At 71.5% G+C, this 13,181-nt stretch carries 12 protein-coding genes; 6 read left to right on the top strand and 6 right to left on the bottom strand.

Going from position 1 to position 13,181, the window contains the following annotated elements:
• Positions 1 to 25: 25 nt before the first annotated feature.
• Positions 26 to 790, bottom strand: coding sequence for a helix-turn-helix domain-containing protein (locus ADK65_RS14540; RefSeq protein WP_420709029.1), 765 nt, complete (start codon positions 788 to 790; stop codon positions 26 to 28).
• A 167-nt stretch (positions 791 to 957) separates the two neighbouring features.
• Between ADK65_RS14540 and ADK65_RS39785 the strand changes: the two genes are divergently transcribed.
• The 3 genes from ADK65_RS39785 (at position 958) to ADK65_RS14530 (ending at position 4,236) form a co-directional block, all read left to right on the top strand.
• Entirely contained in the window at positions 958 to 1,125 is a 168-nt protein-coding gene (locus tag ADK65_RS39785; protein WP_199825637.1) for a hypothetical protein, read from the top strand.
• A gap of 354 nt (positions 1,126 to 1,479) precedes the next feature.
• Positions 1,480 to 2,817, top strand: coding sequence for a gluconate:H+ symporter (locus ADK65_RS14535; protein ID WP_053670535.1), 1,338 nt, complete (start codon positions 1,480 to 1,482; stop codon positions 2,815 to 2,817).
• A gap of 72 nt (positions 2,818 to 2,889) precedes the next feature.
• Entirely contained in the window at positions 2,890 to 4,236 is a 1,347-nt protein-coding gene (locus tag ADK65_RS14530; protein ID WP_053670534.1) for an enolase C-terminal domain-like protein, read from the top strand.
• Between the two features lie 29 nt (positions 4,237 to 4,265).
• On the opposite strand, the gene ADK65_RS14525 is transcribed toward ADK65_RS14530, so the two are convergent.
• Positions 4,266 to 4,955 carry a response regulator gene (locus ADK65_RS14525; RefSeq protein ID WP_053670533.1) on the bottom strand — a complete coding sequence of 230 codons (690 nt, stop codon included), beginning with the start codon at positions 4,953 to 4,955 and terminating at the stop codon, positions 4,266 to 4,268.
• Positions 4,952 to 6,625, bottom strand: coding sequence for an ATP-binding protein (locus tag ADK65_RS14520; protein WP_053670532.1), 1,674 nt, complete (start codon positions 6,623 to 6,625; stop codon positions 4,952 to 4,954). The genes ADK65_RS14525 and ADK65_RS14520 overlap by 4 nt, the downstream gene beginning before the upstream one ends.
• 198 nt (positions 6,626 to 6,823) lie before the next feature.
• On the opposite strand from ADK65_RS14520, the gene ADK65_RS14515 reads away from it, so the two are divergent.
• Positions 6,824 to 8,221, top strand: coding sequence for a cation:dicarboxylate symporter family transporter (locus tag ADK65_RS14515; RefSeq protein WP_053670531.1), 1,398 nt, complete (start codon positions 6,824 to 6,826; stop codon positions 8,219 to 8,221).
• Positions 8,222 to 8,299: 78 nt separating this feature from the next.
• Here the strand turns inward: ADK65_RS14515 and ADK65_RS14510 are convergent, their stop codons facing one another.
• Positions 8,300 to 8,914, bottom strand: coding sequence for a TetR/AcrR family transcriptional regulator (locus ADK65_RS14510; RefSeq protein WP_053670530.1), 615 nt, complete (start codon positions 8,912 to 8,914; stop codon positions 8,300 to 8,302).
• 113 nt (positions 8,915 to 9,027) lie between these two features.
• Here ADK65_RS14510 and ADK65_RS14505 point away from each other — a divergent pair, with 113 nt between their 5' ends.
• A complete protein-coding gene (locus ADK65_RS14505; RefSeq protein WP_053670529.1) occupies positions 9,028 to 10,710 on the top strand; it encodes a DHA2 family efflux MFS transporter permease subunit in 1,683 nt (560 codons plus the stop codon).
• A gap of 60 nt (positions 10,711 to 10,770) precedes the next feature.
• Here the strand turns inward: ADK65_RS14505 and ADK65_RS14500 are convergent, their stop codons facing one another.
• Positions 10,771 to 11,685 carry an aldo/keto reductase gene (locus ADK65_RS14500; protein ID WP_053670528.1) on the bottom strand — a complete coding sequence of 305 codons (915 nt, stop codon included), beginning with the start codon at positions 11,683 to 11,685 and terminating at the stop codon, positions 10,771 to 10,773.
• Between the two features lies 1 nt (position 11,686).
• Positions 11,687 to 12,598: an NAD-dependent epimerase/dehydratase family protein gene (locus tag ADK65_RS14495; RefSeq protein ID WP_078955983.1), complete on the bottom strand. Its 912-nt coding sequence runs from the start codon at positions 12,596 to 12,598 to the stop codon at positions 11,687 to 11,689.
• Between the two features lie 45 nt (positions 12,599 to 12,643).
• On the opposite strand from ADK65_RS14495, the gene ADK65_RS14490 reads away from it, so the two are divergent.
• Positions 12,644 to 13,153, top strand: a complete 510-nt coding sequence (locus tag ADK65_RS14490; RefSeq protein ID WP_234352882.1) for an Lrp/AsnC family transcriptional regulator — start codon at positions 12,644 to 12,646, stop codon at positions 13,151 to 13,153.
• The last annotated feature ends 28 nt before the right edge of the window (positions 13,154 to 13,181 follow it).

The raw sequence follows: 13,181 nt of genomic DNA, 5'->3' as shown, positions 1-13,181 counted from the left end.
GGGGCGAAGTCCCCCGGTGGCCGTGCTACTGGCCGGCCTCCGGGTCCGTGTCGCCCTGGAGCTTCGTCCAGAAGTGCTCCACGATCCGGTCGAGGAAGTCCCGGCCGGCGCCGCCCGCGTCACCGCTGCCGCCGCCCCAGCTCAGGGTGGCGGCCATGTGGCCCTGGTAGTCCTCGTGCAGGCCCCGCAGGGCGCCCTCCAGGAACCGCCGGTTCAGGGGCACGAGTTTGGCCACCGGGCGGACGTAGGCCTGCCAGCGGGTGGTCGCGGCGCTGCGCAGCAGATCGCCCAGCCGGGCGTCGCGGCCCGTGACGGTCACGAGGTCGGGCAGCGCGAGTCCGAGCAGATCGGCCAGGGCGGCGGCCTGGCGTTCCGTGCCGCGCCAGCCGCCGGTCTCCTCCATGCGCAGGTACGCGTGGAGGTCGTGCCCCACGGCCCGGGCCACGTCCTCCGGGGCGAGGCAGCGGGCGATGCGGTGTTCGCGCAGGGTGCGCGGTCTGCTGATCAGTTCGGAGGGCGAGCACCACAGCACGCCCGCGAGCGCGGTGAGTTCGGAGTCGGTCGGGGCGGCAATCCCGCGCTCCCATTCCCTCACCTGGTCCGGGGTGACGTGCGGATGCCCGTACGAGACGCGCATGCCGTGGGCGACGTGCTCGGGTGCCATCCCGAGGGCCGCGCGCAGTCGGCGGGCGGCGGGGGCGTCGAACGGCCGGGGCGTGGGGGCGATCGGCGCGGGGGGAGGCGGGAACGGGCGGTCAGGTCGGGCTGAAGGTCGGCGCACGGCCCACAAGCTAGGGCCGCCCGCGGGGGATGACTACGGTCTGTTCGGCCAGGATCACGGATCGTAGGAAGCTACGGCTACCGGCGGGGTCGAACGGGGGGTAAATCGTGCCGTTACGGGGGAGCGGGTGCGGCGAGGAGGGCGCCGGACTCGATGAGCACGGGCCCGGAAAGGCGATGACCCACGCGAACGGCAAGCTCAACGGTCATATGCGCGAGCGTTTCCCCATGCCGGACTTCCGGCGCCCGGCGAGGGCGGGGGCGGACGGGGCGCCTCGGGTGTCGCCCCTGTGGGCGGACATCGAAGGGGAGTGCGCCGTGGTCGACACCTCGGAGGGCCGGTGAAGGAGGAGAACCGGCGGCGCAATCCTTACGTATCGCTGTCGCGCCACGACTCCGGCAACCCGTACGACCGGGCGGAGATCCGGGGGAGGGTCGTCCGGTTCGTCGCGGGCTGAACCCTCGGGCGGGCTGTCCCCCCGTATTTAGGGGGGTGATCACTTGAGCGCCCGGCGGGCAGGTCTCGCCGGGCGCTCCCGTGTGCGGCGCACCTGTCGAGGTGTGATCGTCCGACCCATTGACCCTGATCCGTTCACCCACTTAGCCTCCATCTCCATACGTGGACGTCATTCGCATACGGAGACGGCTGCGTCGGGATGCGTCACCAGGGATGGGACACCGGTTCAAAGGGGAACTGCCTTGCCTCTGCTCGTCGTCGGACTCAGCGTCGTGATCCTGCTCCTGCTCATGACCAGGCTGAGACTGAACGGCTTCGCGGCCCTATTGCTCGTGGCCGTGGGAGTGGCGCTGGTGCGGGGCATCCCCGTGGCGACCATCCCGGACGTCCTCTCCGAGGGCATCGGCGACCAGGTCGGCGACACCATGCTGACCATCGGGCTCGGCGCCATGGTCGGCCGCGTGATGGGGGACTCGGGCGCCGCCCAGCGCATAGCCGGCCGTCTCCTCGACGCCTTCGGCCCGCGCTGGGTCCAGGTGGCCATGGTGGTCACGGCCATGCTCATCGGCGTGACCATGTTCTACGAGGTCGCGTTCATCATCATCGTGCCCGTCGCGTTCACCCTGGTCAGGGTCACCGGGGCGAAGCTGCTGTGGGTCGGCCTGCCGATGTCCATCGCCCTGTCCACCATGCACAGCTTCCTGCCTCCGCACCCCGGCCCCACCGCCGTCGCCGCGACCTTCCATGCCTCCGCCGGACTGACCCTGTTCTACGGTCTGTTCGTGGCCGTCCCCGCAGGCGTGCTCGTCGCCCTCACCTGGCCCCGGCTTCCGTTCGTCGCGCGGCTGACGCCGTCCATCCCCGAGGGCCTGGTCAGCGACCGCGAGTTCGGCGACGAGGAGATGCCCGGGCTCGGCTGGTCGCTGTTCGTGGCGCTGTTCCCGGTGATGCTGATCGTGGCCGCCGCGGTGACCGAGATGGCCACGTCGGGGGAGAGTCCCCTGCTGCACGTCGTCGCGTTCATCGGGTCGGCGCCGATCGCGCTGCTGCTGACGCTGTGTCTGGCCGTGTGGGCGTTCGGGCCGCGCATCGGGCGCAGCCTGAGCGACGTCGGGGCGTCCTGTACGTCGGCGGCCCAGGCGATGGCGATGATCCTGCTGGTGATCGGCGCCGGCGGGGCGTTCAAGAACGTCCTGGTCGAGGGCGGGATCTCCGAGTACATCAAGGACACCACGGACGGCTGGTCCGTCTCCCCGATCGTCCTCGCCTGGCTCGTCGCCGTCATCCTGCGCATCGCGCTGGGCTCGGCCACGGTCGCCGTCGTCACGGCCTCCGGGGTGGCCCTGCCGCTGCTCGCGGGGAGCGGCGTCCACCCGGAGGTGATGGTGCTGGCCGTCGCCTGTGGCTCCATCGCGTTCTCGCACGTGAACGACCCCGGGTTCTGGCTGTTCAAGGAGTACTTCAACCTGTCGGTCATCGAGGCGATCAAGGTGCGCACGTCCTACACGACGGTGCTCGCCGTGCTCGGGCTGGGCGGGGTGCTGGTGGCCGAGTGGGTGCTCGACGTTCTGAGTCCGTGACGTTCCGAGTCCGTGTCGTTCCGAGTCCGTGTCGTTCCGAGTCCGAACCGGTTTTTCGTGAAAGGGCGATCCATGAGCATCGCAAGCACCGGCCGGCAGCCGGTCGTCACATCGTTCGCCGTCCATCCCGTCGCCGGACGGGACAGCATGGAGCTGAACCTGTCCGGCGCGCACGGGCCGTACTTCACCCGCAACGTCGTCGTGCTCACCGACTCGGAGGGACGGACCGGGCTGGGGGAGGTGCCCGGCGGCGAGAGGATCACGCGGACGCTGCGGGACGCGGAGTCCCTCGTGGTCGGCGCGAAGGTGGGCGACTACAAGCGGGTGCTGCGCGAGATCGGTGAGCGGTTCGCCCACCGGGACGCGGGCGGTCGAGGTGCGCAGACGTTCGACCTGCGGACGACGGTGCACACGGTCACCGCGGTCGAGTCGGCGCTGCTCGACCTGCTGGGGCAGCACCTCGACGTGCCCGTGGCGGCGCTGTTGGGGGACGGGCAGCAGCGGGACTCGGTGCGGGTGCTGGGCTATCTGTTCTACGTGGGCGACCCGGACCGGACCGACCTGGAGTATGTGCGCGAGCCCGGCTCCCCGGTGGAGTGGTACCGGGTGCGACACGAGGAGGCGCTGTCGGCGGAGGCGATCGTACGGCAGGCCGAAGCGGCCTACGACCTGTACGGGTTCCGGGACTTCAAGCTCAAGGGGGGCGTACGCGAGGGGAGCGAGGAGGTCGCGGCCGTGCGGGCGCTGAAGCGGCGCTTTCCCGAGGCCCGGATCACTCTCGACCCGAACGGGGCGTGGTCGCTGCGGGAGGCCGTGGAGTTGTGCCGGCCGCTGGTGGGGACGCTCGCCTACGCCGAGGATCCGTGCGGGGCGGAGGGCGGTTACTCGGGGCGGGAGGTGCTCGCGGAGTTCCGGCGGGCCACGGGGCTGCCCACCGCGACCAACATGATCGCCACGGACTGGCGACAGCTGGCCCACGCCCTGGCTCTGCAGTCGGTGTCCATCCCGCTGGCCGATCCGCATTTCTGGACGATGCAGGGATCGGTGCGGGTCGCGCAGCTCTGCCATGCGATGGGGCTGACCTGGGGGTGCCACTCCAACAACCACTTCGACATCTCACTGGCGATGGTGACCCACTGCGGGGCGGCCGCCCCGGGCGAGTACAACGCGCTGGACACGCACTGGATCTGGCAGGAGGGGCTGGAGCGGCTGACGGTCCGGCCGCCCAGGATCGTGGACGGGGAGATCGCCGTGCCGGCCGGGCCGGGGCTGGGCGTCGAACTCGACATGGACCGGCTGCTGGCCGCGCACGAGCTGTACCGGGAGAAGGCGCTGGGGGCCCGGGACGATGCCACGGCCATGCGGTACCTGGTCCCGGACTGGCGGTTCGACCCGAAGCGGCCGTGTCTGGTGCGGTGACGGCCCGGACGGCGGCGGCCGGTGAACCGTCACTGGCCCGTGACCCAGCGGTACTGCAGCTCCGGCCGTCCCACCGTGCCGTACTGCGGGCGGCGCGCGGCGCGGCCCGCGTCGACCAGGTGCTCCAGGTAACGGCGGGCCGTGATGCGGGAGATGCCCACGGTCTCCGCGACACCCGCGGCCGTCAGGCCCTCCGTGCTGTCGCGCAGGGCCACCGTCACCCGCTCCAGCGTCGGCGCGCTCAGTCCCTTGGGCAGTGCGGCCGGGCCCGGCGCGCGCAGGGCGGCGAGCGCGCGGTCCACCTCGTCCTGGCCGCTCGCCTCGCCGACCGCCGCGTGGAACTCGGCGTAGCGCACGAGGCGGTCGCGCAGGGTCGCGAAGGTGAACGGCTTGAGGACGTACTGCACGACCCCGAGGGAGACGCCCTCGCGGACGACGGCCAGGTCGCGGGCGGACGTCACCGCTATCACGTCCGCGTGATGACCGGCCGCCCTGAGGGACCGGGCCAGGTGCAGTCCGTGCACGTCCGGCAGGTGCAGGTCGAGCAGGAGGAGGTCCACCGGGGTGCGCTCCAGGGCCCGGCGGGCCTCCGCGCCGGTGTGCGCCTTGCCCACGGCCACGAACCCGGGCACCCGCCCCACGTACAGGACGTGCGCGTCGGCGGCGACCGGGTCGTCCTCCACCACGAGGACACGGATGGCCTTCTCGCTGCTCGTCATGCGTCGCCTCCAGCGCCTCTGGCCACCGGGGCTGCCCCGGAGGGCACGCTGCCCGCCGGCGTCCCCGGCTCCCGCAGCGGCAGCCGTACCTCGAACTCCGCGCCGCCCCCGTCGGCCTCCGCGACCGTCAGGGAGCCCTCGTGCCGCTGGGCCGCCTGCCGGACCAGCGCCAGCCCGAGGCCCCGGCCGCCCGGTCCCGCCGGTTTCGTCGAGAAGCCGCGCTGGAAGACCGCCTCGGCGTGTGCGGGGTCCACGCCCGGCCCCGTATCGGAGACCCGCAGCACCAGCTCCGGGCAGTCGCCGCAGTGGCGGGTGTACGCCGCCACCGTCACCCGGGCCCGCGCGCTGCCCTGCGCCGCGTCCACGGCGTTGTCGATGAGGTTGCCGAGGATGGTCACCAGGTCCCGCGCCGGCAGGGTCTCGGGCAGCAGACCGTCGTCGAGACTGCTGTCCTCCGACACCATCAGCTCCACGCCCCGCTCGTTCGCCTGGGCCGTCTTGCCCAGCAGCAGCGCCGCCAGCACCGGCTCGCTCACCGCCGCCACGACCTGGTCGGTCAGTGCCTGGGCCAGCTCCAGCTCGGCCGTCGCGAACTCCACCGCTTCCTCCGCCCGGCCCAGCTCGATCAGCGAGACCACCGTGTGCAGCCGGTTCGCCGCCTCGTGCGCCTGGGAGCGCAGCGCCTGTGTGAAGCCCCGCTCGGAGTCCAGCTCGCCCATCAGCGACTGGAGTTCGGTGACATCGCGGAGGGTGACGACGGTACCGCGCCGCTCACCGCCCGACACCGGCGAGGTGTTGATCACCAGGACCCGGGACGCCGTGAGATGCACCTCGTCCACCCGCGGCTCCGAGGCCAGCAGGGCGCCCGTCAGCGGGGCCGGCAGCCCCAGCTCCGCCACCGACCTGCCCACCACGTCCCCGGCCACGCCGAGCAACTCACGGCCTCCGTCGTTGATCAGCGCCACACGGTACTGCCCGTCCAGCATCAGCAGCCCCTCGCGCACGGCGTGCAGGGCGGCCTGATGGTAGTCGTGCATCCGGCTCAGCTCGGTCGCGTTCATGCCGTGGGTGTGGCGGCGCAGCCGTGCGTTGATGACGTAGGTACCGACCGCGCCCAGGACCAGCGCGCCGACCGCGACGCCGAGCAGCGCCGTCAGCTGGTCCTGGACCCGCTGGGTGATCTGCTCGACCCGGATCCCCGCGCTGACCAGGCCGACCACCCTGCCGCCGTCCTGGATCGGGGTGACCGCGCGGACCGACGGGCCGAGCGTGCCCGTGTAGGTCTCGGTGAAGGTCTCGCCCTTCAGGGCCCGCTCGGTGTGCCCTCGGAAGGTCTGGCCGATCTGCTTCGGGTCGGGGTGCGTCCAGCGGATGCCCCGGGGATCCATGATCGTGATGAAGTCGACCTCGGTGTCCCGCATCACCTTCAGCGCGTACGGCTGGAGCTCGGTCGTCGGGTCCGGGGTACGGGTCGCCGCCAGCACCGACGGGGAGTCCGCGACGGACCGCGCCACCGCCCTGGCCTGCCGGGTCGCGGCCTCTTCCGCCTGGCCGCGGTCGCTGACGTAGGAGAACAGCGCGTATCCGGCCACGACGACCGCTATCAGCACGGCCTGCATGGCGAAGAGCTGGCCCGCCAGACTGCGGGGACCGGGGACGGTGAGGCGCATGTCGTCAGTCTGCCTCGTGGCCGATTGTGAACTAAATGAACGGAAGGGTGACCGCGCTCACAGAGGACGACATAGTCACGGCATTCCCCATAACGCATCTCCGGGAGCCCCGCTCGGTGTTTCCCGAGTTTTCCCGGAGTCTCCCCGGACGTGAGCCGCACGCCGGTGATGCCGACGACGTCGTCAAGGAGGGCCGCCGTGACCAGCGCAGCCGATACGGCACCTGCCGCACGCAAACCCAAGCGGGACCGCACGCACTACCTCTACATCGCGGTGATCATCGCGGTCGCCGCCGGTATCGCGGTGGGCCTGGCCGCTCCGGACTTCGCTGTCGGGCTGAAGCCGATCGGCACGGGGTTCGTGGCCCTGATCAAGATGATGATCTCGCCGATCATCTTCTGCACGATCGTGCTGGGCATCGGCTCGGTACGGAAGGCCGCCAAGGTCGGTGCCGTCGGCGGTATCGCCCTGGGCTACTTCATGGTGATGTCGCTCGTCGCGCTGGGTATCGGCCTGGTCGTCGGCAACATCCTGGAGCCGGGCACCGGCCTCGCGGTGACCGACGCGATCAAGGACGCCGGTCACGCGCAGATCGATTCCGAGGCCAAGGACACCACGGAGTTCCTGCTCGGCATCATCCCGACGACCATCGTCTCGGCCTTCACCAACGAGTCGGTACTGCAGACCCTGCTGATCGCCCTCCTCGCGGGCTTCGCGCTGCAGGGCATGGGCTCGGCCGGCCAGCCGATCCTGCGGGGCATCGAGCACATCCAGCGGCTCGTCTTCCGCATCCTCGCCATGGTCATGTGGGCCGCCCCGATCGGTGCCTTCGGCGCCATCGCCGCCGTCACCGGCTCCGCCGGCCTGGAGGCGCTCAAGAGCCTCGCCGTGCTGATGCTCGGCTTCTACGTGACCTGTTTCCTGTTCGTCTTCATCGTGCTCGGCGCCCTGCTGCGCCTGGTGGCCGGCCTGAACGTCTTCACGCTGTTCAAGTACCTGGGCCGGGAGTTCCTGCTGATCCTGTCCACGTCCTCCTCCGAGTCCGCGCTGCCGCGGCTCATCGCGAAGATGGAGCACCTGGGCGTCAGCAAGCCGGTGGTCGGCATCACCGTCCCGACCGGCTACTCGTTCAACCTCGACGGCACCATGATCTACATGACCATGGCCTCGCTGTTCATCGCCGACGCCATGGGTACGCCGATGTCGATCGGTGAGCAGATCCCGCTGCTGCTCTTCCTGCTGGTCGCCTCCAAGGGTGCCGCCGGTGTCACCGGTGCGGGCCTGGCCACGCTGGCCGGCGGTCTGCAGTCGCACAAGCCGGCCCTGGTGGACGGCATCGGCCTCATCGTCGGTATCGACCGCTTCATGAGCGAGGCCCGCGCCCTGACCAACTTCGCCGGCAACGCCGTGGCCACCGTGCTGATCGGCACCTGGACGAAGGAGATCGACAAGGAGCGGGTGGGCCAGGTCCTGGCCGGTCAGCTGCCCTTCGACGAGAAGACGCTGCTGGACGACGGCCACGGTGGCCCGGCCGACGACCACGTCGAGGCCGAGGTGCCCGAGAAGGGCGGCGAGAAGGAGCTGGCGAAGGCCTGACGGCCGCGCCGCCCCCCAGACTCCGGGCGGCTGGGTGTCCCCCCGTCGCTCAGCCGCCCGGTCCACACACCGAGAAGTTCACGCGTTCAGCTTCGCCACCAGCTCGGTGGCCTTCGAGGCGGGCACGCCCGCCGCGGTCAGTACGGTGACCGCGGCGCAGCGGCCCGCCTCTTGTGCTGCCAGCAGCCCGTCGTTCACGGCCTCCATCACGGCGAACAGCATCTGCTCGTGCACGTACGCCAGGGCCGGAGCCGGCAGCGGCGAACTGAAGACGTTCTCGTCCAGCCCTCGCTGCAGCAGCCCGATGCTCGCGTCCCGGACCGGGGCGAGCCGCTCCCGGATGCCCTGCATGGTGACCGTGCGCTGGGCGAGGGCGACCAGCAGCCGGTAGCGGTCGGCGATCTCCCACACCGCCAGCACCGAGCGCGCCACCGCCTCCGCAGGTTCCCGCACGTCCTCGCGGCCCGCCGCGTGCGCGGCCGACAGCGCCTCCACGGCCTCGTCGACGAGCGTGCTGATCAGCGCCTCGCGGCTCGGGAAGTGCCCGTACACGGTGCGCCGTACGACGCCCGCGGCCCGTGCGATCTGGTCCATGGACGCGTCGGGGTCGCGCAGGAGCTCGGAGAGGGCGACGTCGAGGATGCGGCGGCGGTTGGCGTCGGCGCGGCTGGTTCCCGTGGTCATGGACGTCATTGTGCCCCTTCCCTCATTGAGTTGCACAGTGCTGTGCAACGGCGTAGATTGCACAGCGTTGTGTAAATGCACAGCCATGTGCAACTACGAGCTTTGGGAAGGCGACCCCTGTCATGCGACTCGTCATGAACGAACCGGCCGAGAGGATGGACCACCCCTATCCGCGCCGCTGGTGGGCGCTCCTCGTGCTCTGCCTCAGCCTGCTGATCATCGTGATGGCCAACACCGCCCTCACCGTCGCGGCGCCCGCCATGACCGAGGACCTCGGTCTGTCCAGCGCCGACCTGCAGTGGGTGATCGACGGCTACACCGTCCCGTACGCCGCGCTGATGCTGCTGCTCGGCGCGATCGGCGACAAGTACAGCCGCCGGGGCGCGCTCGTCCTCGGGCTGGCCGTGTTCGCGGGCGGCTCCGTCTTCGGCTACCTCGCCGACAGCTCCACGACGGTCATCGCCGCCCGGGCCGTGATGGGCGCGGGCGCGGCGATGATCATGCCCGCCACGCTGTCGCTGCTCGCCGCGACCTTCCCCAGGGCCGAACGCGCCAAGGCCATCACCCTGTGGACCGCCACGGCCGGACTCGCCATCGCCGCCGGACCGCTGGTCGCCGGGGCGCTGCTGGAGGACCACGGCTGGTCGTCGACGTTCCTCATCAACGTCCCCGTCGCCGTCCTGGCCCTGGCCGGCGCCTTCGTCCTCGTGCCGCCGTCCAAGGCCGCGGACCGCGGTCGCATCGACTACGGCGGCGGTCTGCTGTCGGTGCTGTGGATCGCCGCACTGGTCTACATGATCATCGAGGGGCCGCACTTCGGCTGGGGCGTCAAGGCCGTCACCGCCGCGGTCGTCGCCGGAGCCGGGCTCGTCGCCTTCGTTCTCTGGGAGCTGCGCCACCCGCGCCCGCTGCTCGACGTCCGCCGCTTCACCGACCGCGGCTTCGCCGGCTCCAATCTCGCCGTCGCCCTGTTCTTCCTGGCGGTCTTCGGCGCCTTCTACTACCTGACGCAGCACCTCCAGTTCGTCCTCGGCTACGACGCACTGGACACGGGCCTGCGGATGCTTCCGCTGGCGGGTGCCGTGTTCGTGGGGTCCGCCCTCACCGGCTTCCTCACGCCCCGCGTCGGCATGAAGTGGACCGTCACGGCCGGCATGGTCGGCGGCACGGCGGCCCTGGCCCTGCTCACCCGGGTCGACTCCGGTGCGTCGTACGGCGACTTCGTCGCGCCGCTGATCGTCCTCGGTCTGTCGATCGGACTGGCGCTCTCGCCCTGCACGGACGCGATCATGGGGGCGTTCCCCGAGTCGAAGCTGGGTGTCGGCGGCGCGGTGAACGACACGTCGCTGGAGCTCGGCGGTTCGCTGGGCATCGCCATCCTCGGCTCGCTGCTGGCGACCTCGTACTCCGGCCACCTCTCGGACGCGACGGCCGGCAGCAAGCTCCCGGCGTCCTCCCTCTCAACGGCCCAGGACTCCGTCGGGGCCGGGTACGCAGTCGCCCGGGGCATCGGTGACAAGGCCCGGCAGCTCGCCGAGCAGGCCGCGCACACGAGCGACCCCCAGCAGGCCGGGCGGCTCCGGGCGCAGGCCGAGCAGCTCGGCGGCGGGGCCAAGCAGATGGCCGAGGCGGTCGGGTCCTCCTTCTCCGACGCGGTCGCGCACACCAGCCTCATCGGAGCCGTGATCCTGGGCGTCGGCACGGTGGTGGTGGCGCTGCTGCTGCCCGGCAAGGACAAGACGGTGGCCGAACCCGCCGAAGAGAACGAGGAGAGCAGGGAACCGGAGTCCGCAGGGACCCGCTGAGGGCCCCGGGCAGCCCCGCCCCGCCCGCTCGCCGGGCAGGCGGGGCTCCCCGGACTCCCCTCAGCCGTGCGCGCGAACGTCCTGTGCCGCCCCGGCCGCCACGTCCAGCCGGGTCCGTTCCTCCGGTGTCAGCAGCAGGTCCGCAGCCGCCGCCGAGTCCCTGATCGTCTCCGGCCGGCTCGCCCCCGGGATCGGGACGACCGCCGGGGACCGGGACAGCAGCCAGGCCAGCGCCACCCGCTGGGGACTGACGCCGCGTTCCGCCGCCACCGTGTGGAACGCGGCGAAGCGCTGTTCCCCCTCGGTGCGCGACGGCCCGTCCAGGGCGCTGCGGGCCAGCCCGCCCAGCGGACTCCACGGCAGGAACGCCAGCCCCAGTTCCGCGCAGAGCCGCAGCTCCGGCTCGCTGTCCCGGACGGCGGGGGAGTAGCGGTTCTGCACCGACACCAGCCGGTCGCCGAGGATCCCGCGGGCCCCGCGGATCTGGTCCGCGTCGACGTTGGACAGACCGGCCAGCCGGATCGTGCCCGCGTCGAGCAGCTCGCGCAGCGCGCCGACCGACTCCTCGAAGGGCACCGCGGGGTCCGGCTTGTGCAGCTGGTAGAGGCCGATCGCCTCCACCCCGAGCCGCTTGTGCGACGCCTCGGCGGCGGCCTTGAGGTGACGGGGCGAGCCGTTCACCGTCCAGTCACCGCCCGCCGGGCGGCCGCGTCCGCCCTTCGTCGCCACCAGGACACCGGAGGTGTCACCGCCGTACGAGGCCAACGCCCGGGCCACCAGACATTCGTTGTGCCCGGGCTCCGCGCCCGGCAGGTGGTACGAGTCGGCCGTGTCCAGGAGGGTCACGCCGGCGTCGAGCGCCGCGTGCACGGTGGCCAGTGCGCGGTCCTCGTCCGGCCGGCCCTCGATGGACAGCGGCATCGCGCCGAGCCCCACCGCGCTCACCCGCAGTCCCCCCAGTGCTCTGTACCGCATGTCAGGCACCCTTCCCGAGCGTCTCCGCGACGGCACGCGGCAGCCACTGCCGGGCCTCGCCGAAGGTGAAACCGAGCCGGACGGCACGGCCGTTGTCCATGCCGTAGGAGCGGCGGAAGGAGAACGGTGAGACCTCGCCGACCTCCACGGGCCGGAACTCGGCCCGGCCGCCGGGCACATGAGCGGCCATCGCCACGCACAGCTCCTCGGTGCCCAGCACCCCGTAGGAGGCGGCGTTCACCGGCCCGGTGAAGTCCTCGCCCGCGGCCCACGCGAGGAACCGGGCGATCTCCTCCACGTACACATAGGTGGCGGGCCGGTTCACCGCCGGCACGGCGATCGGCTCGCCGGTGCGTATCCGCTCGGCGTAGTGGGCCAGCCTGCCCGTGAAGTCGTCGTCCCCGCCCAGCACATGGGCGACCCGCACCACCGTGGACGCGAACTCCGGTCCGGCCGCGAGAACCGCCTCCGCCTGCCGCTTGCCCTCCCCGTAATGCGCCTCCACGAACGCGGGGTCGTCCCAGGCCAGGTCCAGGTCGACGGGGACGGTGGACGGGTCGACGGCCTCCTCGCGCACGAGAGCGGGGGAGTCCTCGTACTCGTACACCTCGACCGTCGAGGTCATCACGTAGCGGCGTGTGCGGCCGGTGAAGACACGGCGGGCGATCGCGGCCTGGCGCGGGGTGTAGCAGACCTGGTCGACGACGACGTCGAAGAAGCGGGACCCGAGCGCGTCGGTCAGCGACCGTTCGTCGTCCCGGTCGGCGCACAGGTGCTCCACCCCGGCGGGCGGCGGGGAGGAGCCCCGGTTCAATACGGTGACGCGGTGGCCTTCGGCGAGCAGCCGTGCGATCAGACGCTTTCCGACGTATCGATTGCCGCCGATGACCAGGACGTTCAGGGCCTTTTCCATGGACATAATTCTCCCGGCGTACATCCACGCTCTGAAGGGGGAACCATGGGAGTTCAGGCCACCGCGCCGAAAGAACCACGGCAGTTGCGGACCGCCGCCGAGGAAACATCGGTGGCCTTCGACGCGCTGGACCGGCAGATCCTCCAGCTGCTCCAGACGGACGGCCGGATCAAGCTCAGCGAGCTGGGCCGGCGGGTCAGGCTGAGCCCCGCGGCCGTCACGGAGCGGGTGCGGCGGCTGGAGGCGTCCGGCGTGATCAGCGGCTACGGCGCCCACGTCGTGCCGTCCCGGCTCGGCTACGGCATCCAGGCGTTCATCCGCGTCAACCCGCACGGCGGGTACAACCTGAAACATCCGAGGACCCTGGAGCTGATCGAGCGTCCCGAGATCACCGAGGTGCACCACGTGGTCGGGGAGGACTGCTGGATCCTCAAGGTCGCGGTGCGGGACACCGTCCACCTGGAGGAGGTCCTGGAGGCCGTCTCCGCGCTGGGCCGCACCACGACGTCGATCGTGCTCACCTCTCCGGTGGAACGGAAACCGCTGTTGCCTTGACGCCGGGGTCAAGGATTACGTTCGAGCG

The organism is Streptomyces sp. NRRL B-1140 (genome assembly GCF_001280065.1).
GTDB lineage: Bacteria > Actinomycetota > Actinomycetes > Streptomycetales > Streptomycetaceae > Streptomyces.
The sequence above is the reverse complement of the archived record's forward strand: the minus strand, read 5'-3'. Positions and strand labels throughout refer to the sequence as shown.